At 55.9% G+C, this 24,603-nt stretch carries 25 protein-coding genes; 15 read left to right on the top strand and 10 right to left on the bottom strand.

Annotated features, from left to right (window positions below):
• The first annotated feature begins 5 nt into the window (after nucleotides 1-5).
• Genes KO1_RS18020 through KO1_RS18010 form a run of 3 tightly spaced genes read left to right on the top strand, consistent with a single transcriptional unit; the run spans nucleotide 6 to nucleotide 5,832 of the window.
• Nucleotides 6-1,253, top strand: a complete 1,248-nt coding sequence (locus KO1_RS18020; protein WP_023329758.1) for a TolC family protein — start codon at nucleotides 6-8, stop codon at nucleotides 1,251-1,253.
• A complete protein-coding gene (locus KO1_RS18015) occupies nucleotides 1,253-2,722 on the top strand; it encodes an efflux RND transporter periplasmic adaptor subunit (protein ID WP_023329757.1) in 1,470 nt (489 codons plus the stop codon). The genes KO1_RS18020 and KO1_RS18015 overlap by 1 nt, the downstream gene beginning before the upstream one ends.
• Complete coding sequence (locus KO1_RS18010; RefSeq protein ID WP_023329756.1) at nucleotides 2,719-5,832, top strand: efflux RND transporter permease subunit; 3,114 nt, start codon at nucleotides 2,719-2,721, stop codon at nucleotides 5,830-5,832. Before KO1_RS18015 ends, KO1_RS18010 begins: the two co-directional genes overlap by 4 nt.
• A 35-nt stretch (nucleotides 5,833-5,867) precedes the next feature.
• Here the strand turns inward: KO1_RS18010 and KO1_RS18005 are convergent, their stop codons facing one another.
• Both KO1_RS18005 and KO1_RS18000 read right to left on the bottom strand, forming a co-directional pair.
• Complete coding sequence (locus KO1_RS18005; protein ID WP_026055937.1) at nucleotides 5,868-6,158, bottom strand: hypothetical protein; 291 nt, start codon at nucleotides 6,156-6,158, stop codon at nucleotides 5,868-5,870.
• 193 nt (nucleotides 6,159-6,351) lie between these two features.
• The gene (locus tag KO1_RS18000; protein WP_016807413.1) at nucleotides 6,352-7,542 is read right to left on the bottom strand and encodes an MFS transporter; all 1,191 of its coding nucleotides are present in this window, start codon (nucleotides 7,540-7,542) and stop codon (nucleotides 6,352-6,354) included.
• Between the two features lie 195 nt (nucleotides 7,543-7,737).
• Here KO1_RS18000 and KO1_RS17995 point away from each other — a divergent pair, with 195 nt between their 5' ends.
• Both KO1_RS17995 and KO1_RS17990 read left to right on the top strand, forming a co-directional pair.
• Entirely contained in the window at nucleotides 7,738-8,184 is a 447-nt protein-coding gene (locus KO1_RS17995; protein ID WP_004102284.1) for a VOC family protein, read from the top strand.
• A gap of 57 nt (nucleotides 8,185-8,241) precedes the next feature.
• Nucleotides 8,242-8,460, top strand: coding sequence for a DUF7661 family protein (locus KO1_RS17990; RefSeq protein ID WP_004113236.1), 219 nt, complete (start codon nucleotides 8,242-8,244; stop codon nucleotides 8,458-8,460).
• Nucleotides 8,461-8,463: 3 nt separating this feature from the next.
• On the opposite strand, the gene KO1_RS17985 is transcribed toward KO1_RS17990, so the two are convergent.
• Entirely contained in the window at nucleotides 8,464-8,853 is a 390-nt protein-coding gene (locus KO1_RS17985) for a VOC family protein (protein WP_004102281.1), read from the bottom strand.
• Nucleotides 8,854-9,568: 715 nt separating this feature from the next.
• Here KO1_RS17985 and KO1_RS17980 point away from each other — a divergent pair.
• The 7 genes from KO1_RS17980 to KO1_RS17950 all read left to right on the top strand — a co-directional run bounded on the left by KO1_RS17980 (nucleotide 9,569) and on the right by KO1_RS17950 (nucleotide 17,166).
• Complete coding sequence (locus tag KO1_RS17980) at nucleotides 9,569-10,120, top strand: fimbrial protein (protein ID WP_004102280.1); 552 nt, start codon at nucleotides 9,569-9,571, stop codon at nucleotides 10,118-10,120.
• Between the two features lie 55 nt (nucleotides 10,121-10,175).
• Nucleotides 10,176-10,889 carry a fimbrial biogenesis chaperone gene (locus KO1_RS17975; protein WP_004102279.1) on the top strand — a complete coding sequence of 238 codons (714 nt, stop codon included), beginning with the start codon at nucleotides 10,176-10,178 and terminating at the stop codon, nucleotides 10,887-10,889.
• A gap of 35 nt (nucleotides 10,890-10,924) precedes the next feature.
• Nucleotides 10,925-13,417, top strand: coding sequence for a fimbria/pilus outer membrane usher protein (locus KO1_RS17970; RefSeq protein ID WP_047719808.1), 2,493 nt, complete (start codon nucleotides 10,925-10,927; stop codon nucleotides 13,415-13,417).
• A 20-nt stretch (nucleotides 13,418-13,437) separates the two neighbouring features.
• Nucleotides 13,438-14,490 carry a fimbrial protein gene (locus KO1_RS17965; protein ID WP_016807420.1) on the top strand — a complete coding sequence of 351 codons (1,053 nt, stop codon included), beginning with the start codon at nucleotides 13,438-13,440 and terminating at the stop codon, nucleotides 14,488-14,490.
• Between the two features lie 22 nt (nucleotides 14,491-14,512).
• Nucleotides 14,513-15,034: a hypothetical protein gene (locus KO1_RS17960; protein ID WP_016807421.1), complete on the top strand. Its 522-nt coding sequence runs from the start codon at nucleotides 14,513-14,515 to the stop codon at nucleotides 15,032-15,034.
• Nucleotides 15,035-15,149: 115 nt separating this feature from the next.
• Nucleotides 15,150-15,770: a LysE family translocator gene (locus KO1_RS17955; RefSeq protein WP_047719809.1), complete on the top strand. Its 621-nt coding sequence runs from the start codon at nucleotides 15,150-15,152 to the stop codon at nucleotides 15,768-15,770.
• A gap of 208 nt (nucleotides 15,771-15,978) precedes the next feature.
• Complete coding sequence (locus tag KO1_RS17950) at nucleotides 15,979-17,166, top strand: YbfB/YjiJ family MFS transporter (protein ID WP_064407077.1); 1,188 nt, start codon at nucleotides 15,979-15,981, stop codon at nucleotides 17,164-17,166.
• Here the strand turns inward: KO1_RS17950 and KO1_RS17945 are convergent.
• Nucleotides 17,149-17,985 (bottom strand): LysR family transcriptional regulator, encoded by an 837-nt coding sequence (locus tag KO1_RS17945; RefSeq protein WP_047719810.1) that lies wholly within the window; start codon nucleotides 17,983-17,985, stop codon nucleotides 17,149-17,151. The genes KO1_RS17950 and KO1_RS17945 overlap by 18 nt on opposite strands.
• Nucleotides 17,986-18,076: 91 nt before the next feature.
• On the opposite strand from KO1_RS17945, the gene KO1_RS17940 reads away from it, so the two are divergent.
• On the top strand, nucleotides 18,077-19,123 hold the full coding sequence (locus KO1_RS17940) for an NAD(P)H-dependent flavin oxidoreductase (RefSeq protein ID WP_047719811.1): 1,047 nt from the start codon (nucleotides 18,077-18,079) through the stop codon (nucleotides 19,121-19,123).
• Between the two features lie 31 nt (nucleotides 19,124-19,154).
• Here the strand turns inward: KO1_RS17940 and KO1_RS17935 are convergent, their stop codons facing one another.
• From KO1_RS17935 to KO1_RS17920, 4 genes are read right to left on the bottom strand one after another with little or no spacing between them, the layout of a single operon-like run.
• Entirely contained in the window at nucleotides 19,155-19,814 is a 660-nt protein-coding gene (locus tag KO1_RS17935) for a methionine ABC transporter permease (RefSeq protein WP_163561152.1), read from the bottom strand.
• Entirely contained in the window at nucleotides 19,811-20,602 is a 792-nt protein-coding gene (locus KO1_RS17930; protein ID WP_073971820.1) for a methionine ABC transporter ATP-binding protein, read from the bottom strand. Before KO1_RS17930 ends, KO1_RS17935 begins: the two co-directional genes overlap by 4 nt.
• The gene (locus KO1_RS17925; RefSeq protein WP_004134110.1) at nucleotides 20,599-21,405 is read right to left on the bottom strand and encodes a MetQ/NlpA family ABC transporter substrate-binding protein; all 807 of its coding nucleotides are present in this window, start codon (nucleotides 21,403-21,405) and stop codon (nucleotides 20,599-20,601) included. The genes KO1_RS17930 and KO1_RS17925 overlap by 4 nt, the downstream gene beginning before the upstream one ends.
• A 29-nt stretch (nucleotides 21,406-21,434) precedes the next feature.
• Nucleotides 21,435-22,463, bottom strand: coding sequence for an isopenicillin N synthase family dioxygenase (locus tag KO1_RS17920; RefSeq protein WP_064407076.1), 1,029 nt, complete (start codon nucleotides 22,461-22,463; stop codon nucleotides 21,435-21,437).
• Nucleotides 22,464-22,734: 271 nt separating this feature from the next.
• Here KO1_RS17920 and KO1_RS17915 point away from each other — a divergent pair, with 271 nt between their 5' ends.
• On the top strand, nucleotides 22,735-23,010 hold the full coding sequence (locus tag KO1_RS17915; RefSeq protein ID WP_004102267.1) for a VF530 family protein: 276 nt from the start codon (nucleotides 22,735-22,737) through the stop codon (nucleotides 23,008-23,010).
• A 41-nt stretch (nucleotides 23,011-23,051) separates the two neighbouring features.
• Here KO1_RS17915 and KO1_RS17910 read toward each other — a convergent pair whose 3' ends face one another.
• Together KO1_RS17910 and KO1_RS17905 are read right to left on the bottom strand one after the other, a co-directional pair.
• A complete protein-coding gene (locus tag KO1_RS17910; protein WP_004113223.1) occupies nucleotides 23,052-23,240 on the bottom strand; it encodes a hypothetical protein in 189 nt (62 codons plus the stop codon).
• A 71-nt stretch (nucleotides 23,241-23,311) separates the two neighbouring features.
• Nucleotides 23,312-23,521 carry a YdgH/BhsA/McbA-like domain containing protein gene (locus tag KO1_RS17905; RefSeq protein WP_004102265.1) on the bottom strand — a complete coding sequence of 70 codons (210 nt, stop codon included), beginning with the start codon at nucleotides 23,519-23,521 and terminating at the stop codon, nucleotides 23,312-23,314.
• Nucleotides 23,522-23,854: 333 nt separating this feature from the next.
• On the opposite strand from KO1_RS17905, the gene KO1_RS17900 reads away from it, so the two are divergent.
• Nucleotides 23,855-24,595, top strand: coding sequence for an amino acid ABC transporter ATP-binding protein (locus KO1_RS17900; protein WP_004102264.1), 741 nt, complete (start codon nucleotides 23,855-23,857; stop codon nucleotides 24,593-24,595).
• The last annotated feature ends 8 nt before the right edge of the window (nucleotides 24,596-24,603 follow it).

The raw sequence follows: 24,603 nt of genomic DNA, 5'->3' as shown, positions 1-24,603 counted from the left end.
TCATTATGCACATCTTAACTAAGGCGGCCTGCGGGCTGCCGCTCTTGCTGTCGCTGACGTCCACCAGCGGCTGGGCGACGACGCTCTCTGAGGCCCTGTCGGCGGCGGAAAGCTACTCTGCCGAGCTCTCCGCCAACGATCATCAGGTTAACGCTTTGAAGAATATGGCGGATTCCGCCATGGAGCTTCCCGATCCGAAGCTTAAGTTTGGTCTTGAAAACGTCCCGTTGGGGGGAAGTAACGCCAGCCGCCTGACCCGCGAGGGCATGACCATGCAGCGGATTGGCGTAATGCAGGACTACGTTAGCAGCACCAAGCGCGAGCGCAAAGCCGACTCGATAACCGCCGACGCGCGGCGAACCGCCGCCAACGCCGATGTTATCCGCGCCAGGCTACAGCGGGAAACCGCTCAGGCGTGGCTGGCGCTGGCGGTAGCGCAGAAGTCGCTGCGCTCGGTACAGGCGCTGATTAGCGAAACCTCCCGGCAAATTGGCGTCCATAAGGCGGCCGTCAGCAGCGCCAGCGCTACCCCCGGCAGCGTGCTCGACGTCGAACTGGCGCTCAATGCTATGAAAAATGAGCAAGATAACGCCCGGCGCGATGTGCAGATCGCTCAGGCGCGTCTGATGCAGCTAACCGGTAAGGATATCCGCGTTATTTCCGGCCCGCTGCCGCGCATTGAGCGCCTGCCTGCCGATGAAGCGACCTTAATTGAGGGGATAAAACTTCATCCAGAAGTGATTCAGGCCGCGCGTGAGGCTGACCTGGCTAAAGCAAAATCCGGGCAGTCAGAAGTGGCGGCGATCCCCGACGTGGGCGTTGAGGTCTATTACGCCAGACGCGGAGATGACTATGACGACATGGTCGGCGCTATGTTTACCGTCGATTTGCCGGTTTTTCAGGGTAAACGTCAGGATAAAGACCACGCTGCGGATGTCTCCCGAACCTATGAAGCCAACGATCGGTTGACCTTATTGATGCGCGAGCATCAGGCGCAGCAGTATCAGCTGATCGCGCAGTATAACGCCGCGAAAGCCATTTACGATCGCCAGCAAAGCGAGGTCCTGCCGCTGCTGCGCAAGAAGGTGAGTCTCGTCAATGCCCAGTATCGGGGCGGCAGCTCCGCGCTGCCTGAACTGCTCGCCGCCCGTCGCGACCTGCTGAACGGGGAAATCGCCAGCAACAACGCCGAGAAAGCGCTCGCTGACGCGTGGGCCGCCGTTCGCTACCTTATTCCACAGGATGTTAAATAATGAAGCTGAAAACTGCTTTTACCCTTGTGGCGCTGGCCGTCGCTCTTGCCGCCGCGGGCGGATACTGGCTGGGATCGCGGAACGCCTCGACTGTCACTCCGGGCGGAACCGAAACGGCTGCGGGACGCAAAGTGCTCTACTGGTACGACCCGATGACCCCCGGTACCCGTTTTGATAAACCGGGCAAATCGCCGTTTATGGATATGGACCTGGTTCCGCGTTATGCCGATGAAGAGGCTGACGATGATGCGGGAGGGGTGAAGATTAGCACCCGCCAGCAGCAAAATCTTGGCGTACGCACGGCGAGCGTTTCTCGTCAGCCACTGGCGCCGGAGCTTAACGCTTTTGCTACCGTCGCCGTGGACGAACGCGGCGTCGAGACGGTGCCGGCGCTGGCCAACGGCTTGATTGAGAAACTCTACGTTAACGCCTCTCAGCAGTTTGTGAAAAAGAACGAGGCGCTGGCCGAACTGTGGATCCCGCAGTGGGCGGCGGCGCAGCAGGAGTATCTGGCGGTGAGGCGGCTGGGCGACAGCGGGCTGACCGCCGCCGCTCGCGATCGTCTGCAGCTGCAGTTTATGCCGGAAGCGATTATCCGCAGCGTTGAGCGCAGCGGGAAACCGCAAACCCGGATGACGGTACGCGCGCCGCACGATGGTTATGTCAGCAAGCTGGATGTGCGCACCGGCGCGCAGGTCACCCCAGCCCAGCCGCTGTTCGAGCTGGCCCGTCTCGACCCGGTATGGGTCGTGATTGATTATCCGCAAAGCCAGGCCAGCCTGCTGCGCGTGGGTAGCCGGGTGACGGCGACCACCGGCAGTTGGCCCGGGAGCGTTTTTCAGGGCTCCGTGCGCGAGCTACTTCCCGATCTGGAAGCGACCACCCGCACGTTAAAGGCCCGGGTAGTTTTGAACAATCCGCAGCATCAGCTCAAACCCGGTATGTACCTGAACGTTCAGCTGGCCGAGGCGCATCAGGCGCGCGCCGTTCTGACCATCCCTGAAGAGGCATTGATTGCCACGGGTAGCAGCAATCGGGTGTTAATTGCCGATGGCGAGGGGCATTTCCGTCCGGTCGAAGCGATCGTCGGGCGCACGCAAAATGGTCTGGTCGAGATAAAATCCGGCCTCAAAGAGGGCCAGAAGGTGGTCACCTCCGGACAGTTCCTGATTGACTCCGAAGCGAGCCTGCGCAGCGCGCTGCCGCAAATGGCCGGGGAGGATCCGCAGGAAAAAAGCTATACCACGCAGGGGGTCATCAAAGCTGTAACCGATGGGGCGGTGACCATCGCTCACCAGCCGGTGCCGGCGCTGAAGTGGCCGGCGATGATCATGGATTTTGCCATTACGCCGCAGCAGCAGGGACAGATGCGCCCCGGCGAGTCGGTTATGTTTAGCTTCGTCCTGACCGACGATGGAGCGCGAGTCACCTCGATGATGCCGATGAACGGCGCTAAGGAGCAGCCATGATTGCCGCCGTTATCCGCTGGTCGTTACGCAACCGTCTGCTGGTACTGCTGGCGTCGCTGATTATGGCCGCCTGGGGCGTCTGGTCGATACAGCAGGCGCCGCTGGATGCGCTACCGGATCTCTCCGATACCCAGGTGATTATTCGCGTAAGCTATCCGGGAAAAGCGCCGCAAATTGTCGAAGATCAGGTGACCTATCCGCTGACCACCACCATGCTGTCGGTGCCGGGGGCGAAAACCGTGCGCGGTTTTTCCATGTTCGGCGATGCTTACGTTTACGTACTGTTTGATGATGGCACCGATCCGTACTGGGCGCGCTCCCGCGTGCTGGAGTACCTGAGCCAGATCCAGAGCAGCCTGCCGCCGGAAGCGAAAGCTTCGCTGGGGCCGGATGCTACCGGCGTTGGCTGGGTGTTTGAATATGTGCTTACCGATAAAAGCGGTCAGCATAGCCTCGGGGATTTGCGAGCGATTCAGGACTGGATCCTGAAATATGAACTGAAAACCGTGCCGGACGTATCGGAGGTCGCCAGCGTCGGCGGAATGGTCAAAGAGTATCAGGTGATCCTTAATCCTGACCGCCTGCGGGCCCTGAACGTTACCCACGAACAGGTTATCAGCGCGATTCAGAGCGCCAACCAGGAGGGCGGCGGCTCGGTACTGGAACTGGGTGAAGCTGAATATATGGTGCGCACCACCGGCTATCTGAAGTCCATCGACGACTTTAAGCAGGTCGTTATCGCTGCGCGTGACGGCGTGCCGGTGCTGCTGTCCGACGTTGCCAGCGTGCGCCGGGGGCCGGCGATCCGGCGCGGCGTCGCCGAGCTCAACGGTGAAGGCGAAGTGGCCGGGGGAATCATCATTATGCGTTCGGGCAAAAATGCCCTGACCACCATTAATGCGGTGAAGGCGAAACTGGCTGAGGTGCAAAAAAGCCTGCCCGCAGGGGTAGAAATAGTGCCGGTTTATGACCGTTCGCAGCTGATTAAAAATTCAGTCGAAACCCTGACCCACAAGCTTATCGAAGAGTTTATCGTTGTGGCGGTGGTCTGCTCGCTGTTTCTGTTCCATTTCCGCAGCGCGCTGGTGGCGATGATCACGCTGCCGCTGGGGATCCTCGGCGCATTTATCGTGATGCACTATCAGGGCGTCAGCGCCAATATGATGTCGCTTGGCGGAATTGCGATCGCCATCGGAGCCATGGTCGATGCGGCAATCGTAATGATTGAAAATATGCATAAGGTGCTGGAGCAGTGGCGGTATGAGCATCCTGAGCGCCAGCCGTCTTCCGCCGACTACTGGCAAATTGCCCTACATGCGGCATCGGAGGTGGGGCCCGCGCTGTTTTGCAGCCTGCTGATCATTACCCTGTCGTTTATTCCGGTATTCACCCTCGAGGCGCAGGAGGGCAAGATGTTCTCGCCGTTGGCTTTCACCAAAACCTGGTCGATGGCGGTGGCCGCCGGGCTTGGGATCACCCTGGTTCCGGTGCTGATGGGCTACTTTATTCGCGGCAAAATCCCTGATGAGGCCGCTAATCCGCTCAACCGCTGGCTGATACGCGCCTATGAGCCGCTGCTAGATAAGGTCTTGCAGTGGCCGAAGGCAACGCTGGCGGCGGCGGGCCTGCTGCTGGTCGCCACGCTATGGCCGCTGGCGCAGCTCGGCAGCGAATTCCTGCCGCAAATCGACGAGGGCGACCTGCTGTATATGCCATCCACGCTGCCGGGGATCTCCAGCCGCGAAGCCGCCCGCCTGCTGCAGCAGACCGACCGTCTGATCAAGACGATTCCTGAAGTACAAAGCGTGTTCGGCAAGGCCGGTCGGGCGGAGAGCGCCACCGATCCGGCGCCGCTGACCATGCTGGAAACCACCATTCAGTTCAAGCCGAAAAGCGAATGGCGGCCCGGTATGACCATGGATAAGCTGATCGGCGAACTGGACAGTGCGGTAAAAGTGCCGGGCATCGCCAACGTCTGGGTACCGCCGATTCGCAATCGCCTGGATATGCTGGCGACCGGCATTAAAAGCCCGGTCGGCATCAAAGTGAACGGCAACAATCTGGCGGAGATCGAAAAAACCGCTGAGGAGATTGAGCGCATCGTGCGTCATGTCCCGGGTGTGACCTCGGCGCTGGCGGAGCGCCTTGACGGCGGTCGCTATATCGATATCGCTATCGATCGTCTGAAAGCCGCCCGCTACGGCGTGTCGGTGAAGGAGCTGCAGTCGGTCGTCGCCAGCGTGGTGGGCGGCGATAACATTGGCGAGACTATCGAGGGGCGTGAACGCTATCCGATAAACGTGCGCTATCCGCGCGAAATGCGCGACTCGCTGCAGAAGCTGCGCGATCTGCCGGTGGTAACCAGCAGCGGGGCGCAGGTGACGCTCGCCGAGCTGGCGGATATTGCTATCACCGATGGCCCGCCGATGCTAAAAAGCGAAAACGCCCGTCTGTCGGACTGGATCTACGTCGATATTCGCGGGCGCGATCTGAAATCCGCGGTTGATGAAATGCAGCGCGAGGTCAGCAAACAGGTCAGGCTGCCGAATGGCATCTCGCTGACGTGGTCCGGGCAGTACGAGTATCTGGAACGCGCTACCGCGAAGCTCAAAATCGTGCTGCCGTTTACTCTGATGATTATCTTTATCCTGCTTTACGTCACCTTCGGTCGCGTTAAAGATGCGCTGTTGATTATGGGCACGTTGCCGTTTTCGCTGATCGGCGGCGTCTGGTTGCTCTGGCTGCTGGGCTATAACCTGTCGGTGGCTGCCGCCGTTGGCTTTATTGCGCTTGCCGGCGTGGCCGCGGAGTTCGGGGTAATTATGGTGCTCTATTTAAACCAGGCGCTCGCGAAGCGGCGCGGTGAGCTTAATGACCGGACGCTCAACGAAGCGATACACGAAGGAGCCGTGCTGCGCGTGCGCCCGAAAGTAATGACCGTCGCGACGATTATGGCCGGGCTGCTGCCGATTATGTGGGGTGGCGGTACAGGTTCAGAAGTGATGCAGCGTATTGCCGCGCCGATGATCGGCGGGATGATCACCGCGCCGCTGCTGTCGATGCTGGTGATCCCGGCGGTCTATCTTCTGACGCACCGCAACAAACCCTAAAGTGCAACGCCCGGGCCAGGCGGCTCGGGCGTGAATCAGTCGGCGTTTTTGAGATCGGACGCGCGTTTGGCGGTGGCGTAGACAAAGTCCAGCATCGGCTCGAGGTCGGTATCGTAGCCGGCCTGAATGATTTTGCCCCGCAGCCATTCGATCTCACTGGTAATATCCGGGTGAAAGATATTGTTGTCCTGCGCTTTGCGTAGCCACTTGAGCAGGAAATTATTTTTCCCGCGGATACCGCCCGATTTCTTCGATTTTGCGTGTATTTTCAGCGCCACCAGAATGCAGTAATAGAAATGAACGCGCTGATTAAAACTTTGGTGCATGTCTTTTATTCCCGCCAGAATCAGGTTGCGGCCGGGCATGGACCTTAAACATGCGGTCTCTGATATTCACCCGTGCCACCATCGCGCCGCTTGCCAGGCGCCGGGGCGATGGTGGCACGGAAGCCGAATTGCAGTCAAATATTGATTATTTTTTTACCCATATTTGCGTCAGGGGTCGCGCGAAGAGTATTCCTCAGGTTCGCGGCAGAGCAGCGCGTTGTAGCAGGTAAATGCGCAAAACCAGGATAAATGCCAGCGCGACCACCGCTGCGGCCAACAAATAAATAGTCTCCAGCTCGTAGTAGCCTGCCACCCAGCCGGCTAGCGGTCCGGTTAATCCCAGCGCCAGATCGAGAAAAGCCGAATAGGTGCCCAGCGCGGTGCCCTGATTCTGCTCTTCAACCTGTTTTACCGCTTCCACCCCAAGCGCCGGGAAGATCAGCGAAAAGCCCGAGCCGGTGAGAAAGGCGCCAATACCCGCTATCCATGCCGAGGAGGCATACCAGATGATCAGCAGGCCGAGACATTCGATCGCAAAACAGATTAACGATACCGGCACGCCGCCGTAGCGGGTAATGGTGTTACCTAAAATCAGGCGAATGCAGATAAAACCGATGCTGAATAGCGACAGGGTAAACGCCGCGCCTTGCCAGCCATGAGCTGAAAAGTAGAGGGTAATAAAGGTCGCGATAACCCCAAAACCGACGGTACCCAGCGCCAGCCCCATCCCATAGGGCCAGATTTTGCGTACCACCACGTGAAACGGTGCCCGGATTCCCGCCGTCACGCTGACGTCCTGGCGCGTACGGGCATAGAGCAGGCCAACCGCCGCAGCCAGCACCACGACGGCGGCAAATCCGCTGATGCCAAAATAGCCGTTGAGCATGACGCCCAGCGGGGCGCCAACCGCCATCGCCACGTAGGTTGCCACGCCGTTCCAGGAGATCACGCGCGACGTGTGGATCGCGCCCACGGTTTTGATCCCCCACAGGGTCGCGCCGGTGGCAGTGAAGCTTTCCCCGACGCCGAGGAAAATTCGCCCCACCAACAGCGCGGCAACCGCCAGCGGCGGCGCAGATTGCAGCAAGACCGCGAGCAGGGTGAAGAGCCCGCTGAGCAGACAGCAAATAATCCCCAGGCTGACGACTTTTTTCGGCCCCCAGATATCGGTATAGCGGCCCGCATGCGGGCGGCTGAGCAAGGTTGAAATGTACTGGAGGCTGATAACCACGCCGGCGATAAAGGTGCTATAGCCAAGCTGATAATGGATATAGCCGGGCAGCACGGCGAGCGGCAAACCGATGGAGAGATAGCAGATACAGGTAAAGACAACGATAGAAATAATACGCAGATTAAGCTGGGTGGTGCTGACGGATGTGGCCATAACGCTAAGTACTGGAAACCAAAGGGAGACTAAGCATAGCGCAGCGTCGTCGGGCGCGACGAGCAGACCATGCGCTTTTTCAATGATTCAGGCAAACTCACTAAAAATAGTAATGAGAGAAGAGCAATCTGGGCAAGTCGTGCGCAGCAGAGTATAAAATTTGTTAACGCATCATGGATATTGACAGGAGAGGGTATGGAATACGATTTAGACGGTATGGATGTTCTTTTTGTCGCGGGCTTTGGACCGATCACCCAATCAACGCCAGCCAGCAGGGAATTTTATGTGGCGGCGCTGGGCCTGCCGCTCAAACCGATGCCCGGCAACGAAGAGTATTTGCTGACCGAACAGCATGCCCTCGATGGGGTAAAACATTTTGCGCTGTGGCCGCTGGCTCAGGCGGCGCGCTCCTGTTTTGACTCGGATCTCTGGCCGGACTATCTGCCGGTGCCGCAGGCGTGGGTGGAGTTTGAAGTGCGCGATATCGACACCGCCACCGACGCGCTGAAGGCCAGAGGCTATCGTCTGCTGGTGGATAATCGCGTGGAGCCCTGGGGACAGACCGTCACGCGGTTGCTGAGCCCGGAAGGGCTGTTGGCAGGGATTACCGTAACCCCGTGGCTGCGCGAGGGCAAAGCATGAAAGCCAAATGGAATGTATTAGCCGTCCATCAACTTCGGCGACCAGCAGGGTGATGGAATGTTGATTTATGACGTATTCGGACGCCACATTGGCGTCCAGCGTCGGGACGGGCGATGGTTACTCTTCCGCGTCGATCTCAACGAACGGAAATATTCGCCGCTGCATGGGGTTATCATCCCGGATGACCTCACGGAAGCAGAAATTCCCGGCTGGCTGGGCGATATTTTTCATGAAGCTGCAAGCCCGCGCCATCCTGACGTCCGGCTGATGGAGTAGCGGCTACCGCCAGCTTCTGTTTTGCAGCACCACCCGGTAACCGTCGCGGTCGACAAAGGTTTTGCCGTGCACATTCCAGTACGGATTAAACGCGCTGACCGGTGTAAAGCCGGCGGTCAGCATTCTCTCGCACCGTTCCTGCCATTCGGCGGTGTGTGGATAATAGAGCACCAGCAAATCTTCCTCGCTCGGGGAGGGCTTCACCGGGTGATGGTGGCAGAGGGTGAACTCAAGATGCCAGCCGAGATCGCCGCGTCCGATCATGACACCGCTGAAGCCAGCGTGATCGGCAAACTGCGCGATCTGCTCCAGCCCAAGGCCCGTGCAGTACATGCTGCTGCTCAAAGAAAGGTCGGTGACCGGCCGGGCGATGCGCATAGCGTTAAAAGTCATAAGAACCTGTATGAATAAAAGGTGGTCGGGTGACTGTATCCGTTTTTACGCCGATCGTTTGTCGTGGAGAGCTTTCTTTTGCATAAACGTCATCCCTCAGACGGCCAGCCATTTGATGGCTCTTACTGTGCCAATTAGCGATAGCCAATATAAAAAGTGTGCTAATTATTATTGTGGCTAATTAAATAATTGCGGCATTTTTTGTCCTTAACTTAAACACATCTTAAACGAGGGTCTGGCGTTTTCTAAGATTTTTCTCATGCGACGCGATATTTCGAAAGATAAGCAAGGGCGCTTTTGAAAAAAATAAAAAAAGCATATCCATGTAAATCATATGGATATATCGCTGCTGTTGCTGAATGGATCGGTTTCAGCGATCGATTTAATATTTATTGATAAGCGATAGCAATTAAATATTTTGTATTGATCGTTGGTTTCGATGTAGGTATCGTTTTGCACGTATTTCACCGGCAGTACAAATAATTAGTTAATCTCATTTGCGCTAAAAAAATTATTTACCGCGATATTTCATTAGAAGATGAAATTAAACTTTTTTTGAAATTTGTATGGCGTGTAAGTTAACACCGTACATTTACCCCGTCGGTCATGGTGAGATATATAAATATTTTATATTTCCTCGGGAGATGTCCTGAAAGTGTTGTGTGGGCTTGCTGCCCTATTAATACCCCACATTATTAATAAATGGAGTTTATTTATGAACATTAAACGCGTAATTCTTTCCGCTGCAATTTCTTCTGCATTAATGTCTGGCAGCGTTATGGCGGCTGAGACCGGTACCGTGAGTTTCAGCGGCCTGATTACCGGTGCCACCTGTGATGTCAACATCGGTGGTGCAGGCGCAAACGCGGCCGTAGTGCTGCCAACCGTCAGCGCGAATACACTTGATGGCGCGACTAAAACAAATGGTAAAACTCGTTTCAGTCTTGAATTGAGCGGTTGTACCGGTGCATTAACTCAGGCGAAAGCCTTCTTTGAAGGTGGTAATACAGTAAATAACGCGACCGGACGTCTGATAAATACAGAGACGTCCGGTGCAGAGAATGTTTCTCTACAATTACGCGATGGTCAGAACAATAGCGTTATTAATGTTGGCGATGCTGCACAATTTGATTCCGCAGCTATTGGTTATGTTGATATATCTTCCGGTACTGCTTCACTTCCGTACTATGTTGAGTATTACGCTGAAGGCGCCGTCGTAGCCGGTACTGTCGCTTCCCAGGTGACCTATAGCCTCATCTATAAGTAATGCTTCTGCGGGGAGAGAACACTTTCTCTTCCCAATTAATTTCTGGAGACATCACATGGATGTAAGGAAAACTATTTTCTTGCCTGCTGCGCTGAGTTGTCTGATGAGTGCGCTGTGTACTTTTCCGGTTCAGGCTGGCGTGGTAATTAATGGTACACGGGTTATCTATCCCGGCGATGAAAAAGAAATTACCGTTCAGGTTAGTAATAATGGGCAGCGTCCGGTATTGGTGCAAAGCTGGCTGGATACCGGCGATAGTGAGGCTACACCTGATACTATCACCACCCCCTTTATTCTGACGCCGCCGATCAATCGTCTTGACTCTGGCAAGGCCCAGGCCTTGCGCATTAGCAGCCTGACAACCTCAGCGCTGCCGCAGGATCGTGAATCCCTGTACTGGCTCAACGTGCTGGAAATCCCCGGGCGCCCCGGTAGCGAGATCAAAAATGAAAACTATCTGCAGCTGGCGGTGCGTTCACGAATTAAATTCTTCTGGCGTCCCGCTTCGCTGAAAGAGGGCGCAGCGAGAGCGCCTCAGGCGCTGAGCTGGGCCGCCACGGAACAGGGGCTGAAAGCCATCAATCCAACGCCCTATTTTATTTCCCTCGCCACCCTCACCGTGGCAGGAAAAACTGCGGATGTGGATATGGTGGACCCGTTCAGCGATCGTATTTTTCCCCACGTGAAGGCCTCACGAGGAAGCCAGGTACAGGCTGAATGGATTGATGATTACGGCGCCATTCGTTCGCAGAATTTTACCGTTAAGTAGTCCACTCGCTATCTGTCTGTCCTGGAGAAGTCATCATGCAGGGAATCGCACTCCCCGGTAAAGCGGCGCTGCTGTCCGTTTCCGTATTATCTGCCCTTGCGCTAAACGTCAGGGCTAAAGAAAACGCTGAGATTCATTTTGATCCTTCATTCCTGAGACTGGGCACCGGTCCAGCGCCGGATTTATCGCGTTTTAGCCATGGCGCGAGCCTGTCTGAGGGAACGCATCGGCTGCGGATATGGTTTAACGAAAAGCCGGTAGTGAATCAGGATGTCCGTTACGTCGCAGAAGGACATGGTACCACGCCCTGCCTGACGCCTGAGCTGATTACGCAGCTTCCGCTTCGCCACGAGATGCTGCCCGATAGCGCCTGGGACAGCGGTGCTGATGTCTGTACAGACCTGACGGCGCTGATTCCTGGGGCGACGGTGATGAGTGACAGTAATGCGCAAACGCTCAATATTCAGGTGCCGCAGGTCTGGGAACAGCGCAGCGCGCGCGACGCGGTACCGCCCGCATTGTGGGATAGCGGTATTCCCGCCGCGCTATTGGGCTACAACCTTAGCGCATATAGCAGTGAGAACAACGGTTATAACCATGACAGCCTTTATGCCAGTCTCAACGGCGGCATCAATATTGGTAGCTGGTACCTGCGCCATAACGGCAACTGGAGCCGGGATAATCACGCTGGCGGCCATTATCAAACACAGAATACCTATATTCAGCGGGATCTCCCTGCTTTAAAGGGCCGGATTTCTGTCGGCCAGATCAACACCTCGGGGCAGCTTTTTGACACGCTGCCTCTAAGCGGACTAAAGCTGGAGAGCGATGAGCGCATGGAACCGCTCTCCCGTCGCGGCTACGCGCCGGAAATTCGGGGCATTGCCCGTACGAGCGCTCGGATTGCTGTCCGCCAAAGCGGTAACCTGATTTATGAAACAACCGTCAGTCCGGGGGCGTTTGTCATTGATGATCTTTATCCTACCGGCTATGGCGGGGATCTTGACGTCACCGTTTACGAAGCCGACGGCAGCGAACAGCATTTTCAGGTGCCATTCGCTTCCGTTACGCAGCTATTACGTCCGGGCCAGTCCCGTTATGAACTCTCAATAGGTGAACTGAACTATCGTTCGTTGCCCGCCGACCCTTCACTCTGGCAGATGACCTGGCAGCAGGGCGTGACCAACTGGCTAACGGTTTACGGCGGAATGCAGGCCAGCGAGCGTTACCGGGCGGGTCAGGGCGGTATCGGCATTGCGACCCCCTTAGGTGCAGTGAGCGCCGATGCCACCCTCGCTCGTACGGAATTGGGTAAGCGGGGCCAGGATGACGAAATACGCAGTGGCGAGAGCTACCGGCTCAGCTATAGCAAAAATATCACCGAAACGGCCAGTCATTTTTCCCTGGCCGCCTACCGTTTTTCGACCAGCGGATATATGGACTATTTGACCGCCATGCAGACGCGTGAAGCGATTACCCTGGGGAATCATGCCGATAGTATACGGCGTAATAAAAGCCGCTATACGCTTACGGCAAGCCAGGGATTGCCGGGTGGGTGGGGGCAGTTTTACCTGAGTTCATCGGTGCAGAACTACTGGAACGCCAAAGGTGTAGACAAGCAATATCAGTTTGGCTACAGCAACAATTATGGCCGATTCAGCTACGGGGTTAACGCCGGACGCAGCTGGAGCGCCTACGGACGTTCCCAGGACACGCTTTCCGTGAATCTCAGTTTCACGCCAGGCAGTAGCCGACAGGCCGTAACGGGGCGCCTTAGCTATGACCATACTCGTCACGGTGAGCAGAGTCTGCGAACCGGTATAAATGGCTCTTTTGGCGAAGATAGCCGCTTCAGCTACGGCCTGTCTGGCACGACGAGCAGTCAGGGTAACGGCAGCAGCGCGGCGGCGAGCGCGCAGTACCTGGCGAATTTCGCTTCGCTAAATGCGGCGTTCGGCAGCGGTCGACATTACCGCAGCGTTTCGGGCGGCGTAAGCGGGACCGTGATAGGCCACAGCGGCGGTCTGACGCTGAGCCCCTTTCAGGGAGACACCTTCGCGCTGGTAGAGGCTAAAGGCGCTGAGGGCGCTGGCGTCAATGGCTATAGCGGTATCCAGGTTGACAAACGGGGCTATGCAGCGGTGCCGTATCTCAGTCCGTATCAGTTGAACGATATCCATCTTGACCCGAAAGGAACAACTCGGGGCGTAGAGCTGGATAACACATCGCAAAGAGTTGCCCCGCGTGATGGCGCGGTAGTGAAGATCAGCTATCAGGCCCGTCAGGGATATCCGCTATTAATTACCGTGACAGGTGCCGCCCATCCACTGCCTTTCGGAACGGAAGTTCATGACGCTTCGGGACGTACGGTGGGTTATGTAGGTCAGGGCGGGCAAATCTACGCGCGGGTCGAGCAGGTCCGCGGGGTGTTAACGGTTCGTGCTGGCGAACAATCTTGCCGCCTGGCTTATGTTCTGAGCAACGGACAAGCGGAGACACTGGAACAGCTCTCTCTACGTTGTGAATAGCCTAAAGGGAATAAGTGATTATGTGCAAAATTATCAAAAAAAATAGCCTCCCGGCTGGGGTGTTCTCGGGGCTGGTCGTCTTATTTTTTGTCACCCCCAATGCTCAAGCGGCCTGCACTATAACCAGTACGCCAGCACCTGCTGCGCTGCAAACGTATTCGTTGCCAATTAATCGGATCTCTCCTAATGTCCATAACAATAATGTTTTATTGAGTGTGCGGAAATATTTTGATGCCGCAGCGGTACGTTGCGCTACGGGCACGATTTACTGGGTCCATAAAATAGAAAATACCTCCGGTACTACCGGCGTATTTGTTAATGGTTCGCCGGTGTATAAAACTAATATTAACGGCCTGGGGGTATATTATACTCGTAGTAATTCAAGCGGCATGGAGGTAGGCTCAACTGGCGCAGATATTGTCCTGGTTCCTGAAGTTAACATGAACCTAATTAAGTTAAATAACTCTACGATTAGCGGCGTCTTAGATGCCTCGACGCTGCCGGTGGTGAGTTTCTACGCAACAGAATCCAGCAGCGGTGCATTCAACAGCAGCGCGGTGCAAATTACTAAAATGGCTTTCAGAGGCACTGTAAGTTATGTTGTACCCAGCTGTAGTGCTCAGGATAAAGATATTTGGTTGGGAGAATATACCACCGGCGATTTCACTGGTAACTCAACGACGCCGTGGGTGGATGCCAGTATTGTACTGACCTGTGATGCGACTTTCCGCAATGCTTACAACAACGTTTCGGATTCTTATATAACGGGCAATATCACTACGACCACCAGACCTGATAATTATTATTCCGTATCTCTGGAGTCCGTTAACGGTTTTGTTGACAGCTCGCGAGGCATCATGGCGCTGGACAGCGGTGGCGCCACCGGTCTTGGCGTACAGATATCCCGATCCCGGTCAGAACAGGCATGGTCCTCTCTGGCATGGATTGGGGAAAATAAAGCCGGAGCCAATACGATTAACATTCCCCTCTATGCTCGTTATATCCAGACTGATAGCAATGTTAGTGCCGGGCAGGCGAACAGTAAACTTCTGTATACCGTTCAGTATAAATAAAAGCATTTTTCAGGAAGGTGTTATGCAGCAAGAAAGGGAAGTGAGTCCGCTGGTGCTGAACGGCCTTAAAGCTTTGGAACGAGAACTTGATAAATATTATCGAGGTAGATCTTTTATCTATCTGCCAGCAATGCATTTGCAGTCAGAATGCTATTGCCATTTAACCCGCAAATATATCGTTGTAGGCGTCTCGCCTCCGGCGGAGAATATGTTTCTCAAACGCCATATTAGCCTTAAGGATTCTCTGGCAACTATCATTAAGAAACTTAATTTATATCGAGAGTATCGCTCTCAAGACAGGTGTGAATTTTGCTACTTTCTTAATAATTTAAAAGATGATGAGCGAAGAATTTTCAGTATGTTATGTAAAACAAGCAATTATCGAATGGCTGCAAATGAACTTAACATTAATGAAAAGAATCTGCGGCGAAAAGTTTATACTTTTACGCAAAAGATGAGTATTCCAAATCGGCGTTGGTTTCTCTGGTGGATTACCTATATGACCAGGCGCCGACCCCATTTTTTTAACGTAAGCGCGGATTAGCAAAAATTAATCTATGACTTCCGTCATTGTTGAAAAACAGCACGTCAGGATTGGGGATTCTTCGCTTGCCACTGGGATATGTTTTATCTAGAATCTTCGCTTTCGGAGAGAGAAAATGTCCGTTGCAGATTCCCTGTTTGCTTACTCTTTTGCTGCCCTGTTGCTCACCCTTACCCCAGGCCTGGATACCGCGCTAATTTTACGAACCGCGACCGTTGAAGGCGGAAAAAAAGCCTTTCAGGCGGCGTTGGGTATTGATACGGGATGTTTTATCTGGGGAGCTGCAGTCGCCTTCGGTCTTGGGGCGCTGCTGGCGGCATCGGAACTGGCGTATGACCTGCTCAAATGGTGCGGGGCCGTCTATTTATGCTGGCTGGGCATTCAGTTAATTCTCAAGCCGCGTCGTCATTTGGTTCATCAGGACAGGGCGGCGGCCCCGGCAAGTAACTGGTTTGTAAAAGGGATGATGGGGAATGTGCTCAATCCGAAAATGGGGATCTTTTACGTCTCTTTCCTGCCGCAGTTTATTCCGGCAGGGCACTCGCCCATCGCCTGGACGTTCCTGCTGGTCGCCATTCATGTGGCGATCGGCACAATCTGGTCATTAACGCTGATTGTGACCAGCCGCTCTGCCGCTCGGCTATTAAAAACGCCGCTGTTCATTCGGTGGATGGATCGCGCGACCGGCGGCCTCTTTATGCTGTTTGCTGCCAGGCTGGCTTTTAGCCACCGCTAAATCCTGCCGGGCAGGGATGCCCAGCTTCTCGCTCCCACATTTCGTTGCTTACCGAAGCATCCACCGACCTTTGCCGTAAATTTCTTCTCCTGGAGGCCGCGCGTTGTCGCGTGGCGTTGCTTGCGCGTCGGGTTAACCGCAATCATAATGGAAAGAGAATAATATTAAAAATTATTCTCTTTTTGAGAATAATAATGGAGGGGAGTGGGTGAACGTTTTTCAACTCAGGCCGGAGTGGAAGGCCTTTCTGCTGGCGCTGGCCGGATCGGTGGTACTGATCGTCGGTATGGGCTATGGCCGGTTTGCCTATACCGGGATCCTGCCGCTGATGCTTAATGAACAGGTACTGACGCTACGCGAAGGTAATCTCGCCGCTTCGGCAAACTATGCCGGTTATCTGGCGGGGGCGCTGCTGCTGGCGAAAGCCAGACCCACGGACGCCAGATGGCTAAGCCTGCTTTCCGCGCTATTGACGCTACTGTGCCTGGCTTTACTGGCGGTTTTCGTTTCTCCGCTGGCGATTATCACGGTTCGCGGTATTGCCGGATTATTAAGCGCGGTGACGCTGATTGCCGCCTCACTCTGGCTGCTCCAGCATATGAAGCACCCAAACGGTGCGCCGGTGCTTTTTTCGGGCGTCGGAATGGGCATATTTTTGTCGGCGGAATTTATCTCCCTGGGGAAGGCGCTGGCGCTCTCCAGCCAGCAGATCTGGCTGATGTGCGCGCTAAGCGCCGGCGTGCTTTTTATCCTCGCGCTGCGTCTATTGCTGAGCCCCGCAGACTACCTTATCGCTTATCAACCCGCAGCAACCGCACAGCATGAGCAGGCCGAGGGGCCGGTGCGCGAAGCATGGAAACTGCTGCTGATTTATGGCCTGGCCGGCTTCGGCTACATTATTACCGCCACCTATCTCCCGCTGTTTCTCAGCGGTTCGCTGAACGCTATCGATCCGGTGCAGATCTGGGCCATCTTCGGTCTTGCCGCCGTCCCCTCCTGTTTTCTCTGGCATCGGCTGGTCCTCAGGCTCGGCTACCGCCGCGCGTTTACCCTTAATTTGCTGATACAGGCCGTTGGCGTGATCCTTCCGGCGTGGAGCCATACGTTGCCGTTTTGCATATTGAGCGCGCTGCTGGTGGGGTGCACCTTTTTGGGCACCGTGACCATCGCGCTGTCCCAGGGGCGGCGGCTGAATCATCTGGTTTCGTTCAATATGATTGCCGCTATGACCGCAACCTACGGCATCGGGCAAATTGTCGGCCCGCTGGTTGCCGGGGCGCTGTATGACCGCAGCGGGTCGTTTAATCCTTCGCTCAGCGCGGCGGCTATAGCGCTGCTGGCTGCCGCTGCGCTGGTGGCAGCGGGGGCGCGGCGAGCCTCAAAGGTCGGAGGCTGATTCAAGGAGCTGGCGCATCTTCTCAAGGGCCGGGGAGGCGTAGCCTTTGCGCCAGATAAGCTGGGTGATCGCCTGGCCAACCGGTTGCAGCTGGCTGGCTTCGGGCAGCGTCAGGGTCTCAAGCACGCTCAGCGGCACGATGCCGGCATAGCCGCCGGAGGCAACGCAGGCGAGCATCGCGTGGTAGGAGCCGACATCCTGGATCTCGATCTCCGCCTCCTCTGATTGCGCCAGAAACGCTTCCCCCATCGCCCGGTAGGTACAACCCTCCGCAAAGGCGGCAAAACGAAAAGGTTGCGGGTGAGCCTGAAGCACCAGCATCAACTGTTCTTGAAAGATCGGGACAAATTCCAGATCGTCAGGCGGAGGCGCTCCCTGCGGCAGACTCACCAGCGCGCAATCGAGCTCGGCGTCCAGGACTTGTTGAGCAAGTTGCCGGGTTGGCTGGGTCTTAAGGGTCAGTTTGACCTCCGGGCACTGAGCATGAAAGCGGGGAAGCAGCTGCGGCAGGCGGCTTGCGGCGGTGGCGTCCATCGCCCCCATGCGCAGATTACCGCCCGGCGTCGCCGGGTGCAACGCCTGTCTGGCCTCCTCGGCCAGGCTGAGGATTCGCAGCGCGTAGCCCAAAAAATGCTCGCCGGCGGGGGACAGAAGCATCCTTTTATTGCCGCGAGAAAACAGCTCAACGCCCAGCTCCTCTTCCAACTGGTGAATGCGGGTGGTGATATTGGACTGCGCCCGTCCCAACAGTTTTGCCGCGCGAGTCACGCTGCGCTCTTCCGCCACCGTTTTAAAAATCTCTAATGTGGTGTGGTTCATATTTTTATTCTTAAATTGAAAATAATGTTGATCTTATCATCTCTAAAAGAGATTTTAATGGCCCGAATGCACAAATTTAACAGGGCAAACCATGAAAAACCGGCTGACGCAGCAGCTTGCTATTGATTATCCCATTATTCAGGCGCCGATGGCTGGCGTGTCGACGCCGGAACTGGCGGCAGCGGTCAGCGGCGCCGGCGCGCTCGGCTCGCTGGGGCTGGGGTCGTCAACCATAGAGCAGGCTGAGGCGCTGATTAACCAGACCCGTCGCTTAACCAGCCGTCCGTTTAACGTCAACCTGTTTTGCCACGCACCAGCGGTAAGGGATCGGCAGCGTGAAGCCGGGTGGCTGGCTCGGCTGCGCCCGGAATTTGCCCGCTTCGCCAGCCATCCGCCGGAGACGCTGGCGGAAATCTATCTCAGTTTTAATCAGCAGCCGCGAATGGCCGAGCTGCTGCTCGATCTTGCCCCGGCGGCGGTGAGCTTCCATTTTGGCGTGCCGGATCGTGAAACGCTTCGCCGACTGCGGGATAAGGGTATCGTTACCCTAGCGAGTGCGACCAGCGTGGCAGAGGCGTTGCTGGCCGAGGCGCAGGGAGTCGATATAGTGGTTGCCCAGGGCTACGAGGCTGGCGGCCATCGCGGCATCTTTGACCCCCTGGGGCCAGACGGACGGATGAGCACCTTTACCCTGATTCAGGCGATGAGACGGCATACTGATCTACCGATTATTGCGGCAGGCGGCATCATGGACGGCGCAGGAATCAACTGCGTAATGAACCTGGGCGCAGACGGCGCGCAGCTGGGAACGGCGTTTCTGCTCTGCCCGGAATCGTCCACGGATGCCGGCTATCGTGAGGCCATCAAAGGCGCGCCTGACGGGCTAACGGTTTTAACCTCGGCGATCTCCGGACGTCCGGCAAGATGTCTGGTTAACGGCTGGCGTGAAATAAACGATCCGCATCTCGTTCCGGCTTATCCCGTAGCTTATGATGCCGGTAAAGCGCTGGCATCGGCGGCAAAAGCGCAGGGAAATCGTCAATTCGGCGCCCACTGGGCCGGACAGGGCGTTAGCCTGATTCGCGAGTTGCCGGCAGCGGAGCTGATACGAAAGCTGGTGAGCGAAAGCGGGTTTTAATCGCGGATGGCGCGCGGCCATCCGCTCATCGTTAACGGCGGTGGGCGAGGCCGCGAACCAGACGGTCGCCGGCCATCTGCACCCCCTGTACCAGCGCGACCAGAATGAGCACCGTGCCGACCATCACCTCGTTATTAAAGCGCTGATAGCCGTAACGGATAGCCAGATCGCCCAGTCCGCCGCCGCCAATCACGCCCGCCATCGAAGAGAAGCCGATCAGCATGACGATGGTCAGCGTGATGCCTGCCAGCAGGGTCGGCAGCGCTTCCGGCAGCAGCGATTTAAAGATGACGTGCCAGATATTGCCGCCCATCGATAAAATCGCCTCGATACGCCCGTAGTCCACTTCATCCAGCGCATTTTCAGTCAGCCGCGCAAAGAACGGAAAGGCGCCAATGGTGACCGGAACCACCGCGGCGGTACTGCCGAGGGTGGTGCCGATAATCAACCGGGTGAACGGAATCAGCGCGATCAGCAGCACGATAAACGGCAGCGAACGACCAAAGTTGATGATTGCGCCGAGGATGGCGTTGAGCTTCGGCATTGGCGCCAGACCCTGACGCCGTGAAATAAACAGCAGCACGCCGGTTGGCAGCCCGAGCAGCACGGTAAACAGCGCTGCCAGGCTAACCATATAAACGGTATCCAGCGTGCCCTGAAACAACAGCGGCCAGAGATCTTCCCAACTCATGCTACTCCGCATAAGGGCCTCCCGTGTAAACCGTGGCGAGCGAGGAAGTCCCGCTCCGCCTGCGGGTCGTGCAGCAGCGACTGCCTTAGCCGCGACCATGGCGCCACCAGCAAATCGGCAATTCTGCCGCTTTCAATAATCTCACCGTGCTCCAGCAGCGCCGCGTGGTCGCAGAGGGTTTTCACCACTTCCAGCTCGTGGGTGATCAGCACGATGGTGAGGTTCAGCTTCTGATTGATGTCCGCCAGCAGGTTGAGCACCGAGGCCGTGGTCTCGGGGTCAAGGGCGCTGGTGGCCTCATCGCACAGCAGCACATCCGGCCGTGCGGCCAGCGCGCGGGCGATCCCCACGCGCTGCTTTTGCCCGCCGGAAAGCTGAGACGGGAAGGCGGCGGCTTTATCCGACAGCCCGACCAGCTCCAGCAGTTCCGCCACGCGAGCCTGGCGGGCCGCTTTCGGCACTTTGGCTATCTCCAGCGGCACCGCGACGTTATCAGCGACGCTGCGGGCGTGAAGTAAATTAAAGTGCTGGAAGATCATGCCGGTGCGCAGCCGGTATTCGCGCAGCGCGCTTTTATCCATCCGGGTAATATCATTCCCGTTCACAATAATGCGGCCCGCCGTGGGCCGCTCCAGCAAATTCAGGCAGCGTATCAGCGTACTTTTGCCCGCACCGCTGCGGCCAAGGATGCCGTAAACGGCACCGCCCGGCACATGCAGAGAGACATCGTTTAGCGCCGGTCGGCCTGTTCCGGCATAGGTTTTACTCAGCCCGACAATCTCAATCATGACTGAGGGGCAACCGGGATCACCGAGCCGTTATACTGCTTACGAATAAATTCAGCGACCTGCGGCGAGGTGAGGTCTTTGGCCAGCGCCTTGATGCGCGGATCGTTCGCCAGCGCCGGCGTTGTCACCAGAATATTAGCGTACGGGTTGTTGGTGGCGCTCTCCAGACCCAGCGCGTCTTTCGCCGGCACCAGCCCGGCTTCCAGCGCGTAGTTGCCGTTTATCACCGCCAGATCAACATCATCCAGCGACCGCGGGATCTGCGGGGATTCAATCTCAAGGATTTTCAGGTGCTTCGGGTTTTCCACGATATCTTTCGGCGTTGCCAGGGTGGTCGCCGGGTCGGTGAATTTTGCCGCCAGCTTAATCAAACCCTGATTTTGCAGCAGGAATAGCGCGCGGCTCAGGTTAGTGGTGTTATTCGGTACCGCCACGGTGGCGTTCTCGGGCAGCGATTTAAAATCTTTATGCTTGCGCGAATAGATCCCCAGCGGCTCAATATGGACGGTCGCCGCGACGGCGAAGGTTTTGCCCAGCGCTTTTTCCTGATCTTTCAGATAGGGGACGTGCTGGAAGTAGTTGGCGTCGACGTCGCCGTTAGCCAACAGCTCGTTGGCGTTTACGCCGCTGGTGAGTTCGACGATTTTCAGGTCGAGGCTGGGATCGATTTTTTTAATATAATTAAGAATTTCGGCGTGCGGCACCGGGTCGGCGGCGACGCGCAGCGCGGCGGCCTGAGCGGAAGTCCAGGCCAGAGAGAGAGACAGTGCAACCCCTGCCAGTTTAAATGCGGCATATTTCATCATCTTATTCCTTGTGTTTGTTGTTATGTTTAAACGATCAATTGCTCGGCGCGTTCGCGAAAAACATCCTGGTAGTAGCGCTCGGCGACATCAGGATGCGAGCGCAGACGCCCTTTCAGGTAATTCCAGCCCACCTCGCGCAGCAGCGGGTTTTGCGGGTCGCTATCCGGTCCGAGGGCTTCGCGGGCCAGCTCATCGGGCAGGGTGTAGACGGGGACCACGGCATCCAGCTGGGCACCGAGGAAGAAAGCGATCGACAGCCGCTGCTGGTCGGCGGGCGGCGAAACGACCCGGTGCACCGTTGCCCGCAGATAGCCGTTGGTCGCCAGCTCCAGCAGCTCGCCGATATTCACCACAAAGCTGCCCGCCAGCGGGGTCGCGTCAATCCAGCGGTCAGGAGAGACTTCGACCTGCAATCCTTTCTGCTCATCCTGCAGCAGGAAGCTGAGAAAGCCGGAGTCCTTATGCGCGCCAACGCCCTGGGCGCTCTGGGTCTCCTGCTGGCCGGGATAGCGGATCAGCTTGATATGTTCATTGGGCTTATCACCATACAGGCCATCGAAGGCATCCTGCGGCAGGCGCAGCGCTTCGGCGAAGGCGCGCAGCAGGGTGATCCCAACCTGGGTCATTTCCCGTTGCCAGGTCAGTAATGTGGGTTTGAGCGAGGGCAACGCCTCTGGCCAGAGATTCGGCCCCTGCAGACGCTGCCAGCGCGGAGCGCGTTCGCTAAGCTGCAGGGCCGGGCGCTCGGCGCCGATATCGAACTGCTCGCGCCAGTCGGGTTGACCGCGGGTTAATTCAGAAGCGGCGCGGTTGTAGCCGCGAAAATGCGGAGAGTGAATCATTGCCACCCTCTGCTTTTGATCGTCGGGCAGGGCAAAAAAGGCGCGGGATTGCTGCTGCACAGCCTGCTGCAGCGACTCATCAACGCCGTGGTTGATCAGATAAAAGAAGCCGATATCGCGGGCGGCGTGGCGCAGGTCGGCGAGAAACGCCGCTTTTTCAGCGGGGTTCGCGTAGCGGGCAAGATCCAGTATCGGTAAGGTTGTCGCGTTCATTGTCTTCTCCGAAGGCGGTATTCAGGTGTTTTCGTCGATTCAGGTTCAGGGTTCGGGGACAACAACAGCGCATGATCGATTCCTCAGTCGGGTGGTTGAGGCCAGCTTGCCTTAAGCGAAAATATTCAACCAATAACGTTCTTTTCTAATTTATGACCGTGGAGGGTTCTGTGCTTTTGCGAATTCTGGATAAGGGGCGATAAGGCAGGTTGCGTATAGCGTCGGGAGACAGTATGGTGAGCAAAATTTTTAAATCAGGTAACAAGACGCAATGCAGCATCCAAACGATCCTCTGCACGGCATCACGCTGGAGGCGCTGTTAAACGCGCTGGTCGCGCAATATGGCTGGGCCGAACTGGCGAAACGCATCAACATTAACTGCTTTAAAAGCGATCCGAGCATTAAATCGAGTCTGAAGTTTTTACGCCGTACGCCGTGGGCGCGCAAAGAAGTGGAAGCGCTGTATATCGATTCGCTGTCCGATACCGATACGGCAAAAGCGGAAGCGCCGGCGGATAATCCGTGGGCACACTGGCAGAAAAAGTAAGGCGCGCAGCGGATAATTCCGCGCGCGCCCTGTGCAGTGTTTTACTGAAGATTGCCTGCGGTCAGGCTCTCTTTATCAAAGGCATGGCTGACATCAATATGATTCTGCTGCACAGATGTATCGATATTTGAACCTGCCTCCGGGCGCGCAAAGCTATTCTCTGCGGCCATCGCGCCGGACGAAAGGGTAGCGGCTAACAGCAGTGCGGTGACTACGCCGATATTTTTCATATTTTGTTCCTTATTTCATCGTGTTGTCGCTGTCGCCTGTGTCTTCCGGCGGCCCGGCAATGTTTCAAATTTTATTTCGTCAGCTCAGCGGTCATATGCACGCGGTTATTGAACTGAGCGCTGGTGATTTTGTAAGACGCGCCTTGCTCTGCGGCCTGAGCGGCAATTTTGGCTTCTGCGCGGTCCAGTGTGGAAGCGCTGGCGCTAATGCTCTGCGCAAAAGTACCGAAAGAGATCATAGAGAGTGCGGCAACTGCAACGAAAGTTTTGATGGATTTCATGGTCGTATTCCTTAAGCGTTTTGTCAGTGTTGGAGCGTTGTTGCCCCGATGTGATAAATGATATGACGGCGACGAGATGATTAAAATCGAAACAATTTGTTCTCATTGTTCAATAAATCTGAATAAAAATTATCGGTTAACGCTATCCTGTTTTGCTAATAAAGTTTGATTACAATCCAGCCTCATTGTCATAACAAATATATAAAAAGTTATTTTTTGACTTTCGATAGATGATTTTCTTGTTTGCTATCATCTGAACGGCGGCAATATAGTTTTTGTACAGCAATAATTGCCGGTGTGCGGCAAATAATCATTATTCACGAATATCTCATTATGATAACGCTCAATAAGATCAGTAAAAGCTTCTCCGGTGAAAGAGTGCTAAAAGAGGTATCCCTCAGCATTCATTCCGGCGAGATTATTTGCATTATTGGCCCCAGCGGCTCAGGGAAAACCACGCTATTACGTACACTTAATTTCTTAGAGCCTGCCGATAGCGGGCAAATAAGAATAGATGACGTGGCGCTGGATTGCGCAAAAGCGGGAAAAAAGGAGATTGAAAAACTACGCTCAAAAACCGCTATGGTTTTTCAATCGTGGAATCTTTTTCATAATCTCACCGCACTGCAAAATATTACCGAAGGCCTGATATACGCTAAAAAGCGCCCGCGGCAGGAGGCGCTGGCTATTGCTGAACGACTCTTAAAGCAGGTGGGGTTACTGCATAAAAAAGACCACTATCCGCACAGTCTCTCCGGCGGCCAAAAGCAGCGTATCGGTATTGCGCGGGCGCTGGCGATTAACCCCGCCGTTCTGCTGCTGGATGAGCCGACCTCCGCGCTGGATCCGGAAAAAGTCGGTGAAGTGCTGGAGCTTATTCAGACCATTGCCGCCGCGGGCCAGACGATGATCATCGTGACCCACGAAATGGCGTTCGCCCGTCAGGTCGCTTCCCGGGTGGTATTTATGGAAAACGGTGAAATCGTTGAACAGGGCCCGGCGGAACAGATATTTGGCGCAGCTCAGCAGGGCCGAACCCGGGCGTTTCTTGCGCAACTGCACTATCATGCCTGAGGCTGATG

The organism is Klebsiella oxytoca NBRC 105695, assembly GCF_001598695.1.
GTDB classification, from domain to species: domain Bacteria; phylum Pseudomonadota; class Gammaproteobacteria; order Enterobacterales; family Enterobacteriaceae; genus Klebsiella; species Klebsiella oxytoca.
The sequence above is the reverse complement of the archived record's forward strand: the minus strand, read 5'-3'. Positions and strand labels throughout refer to the sequence as shown.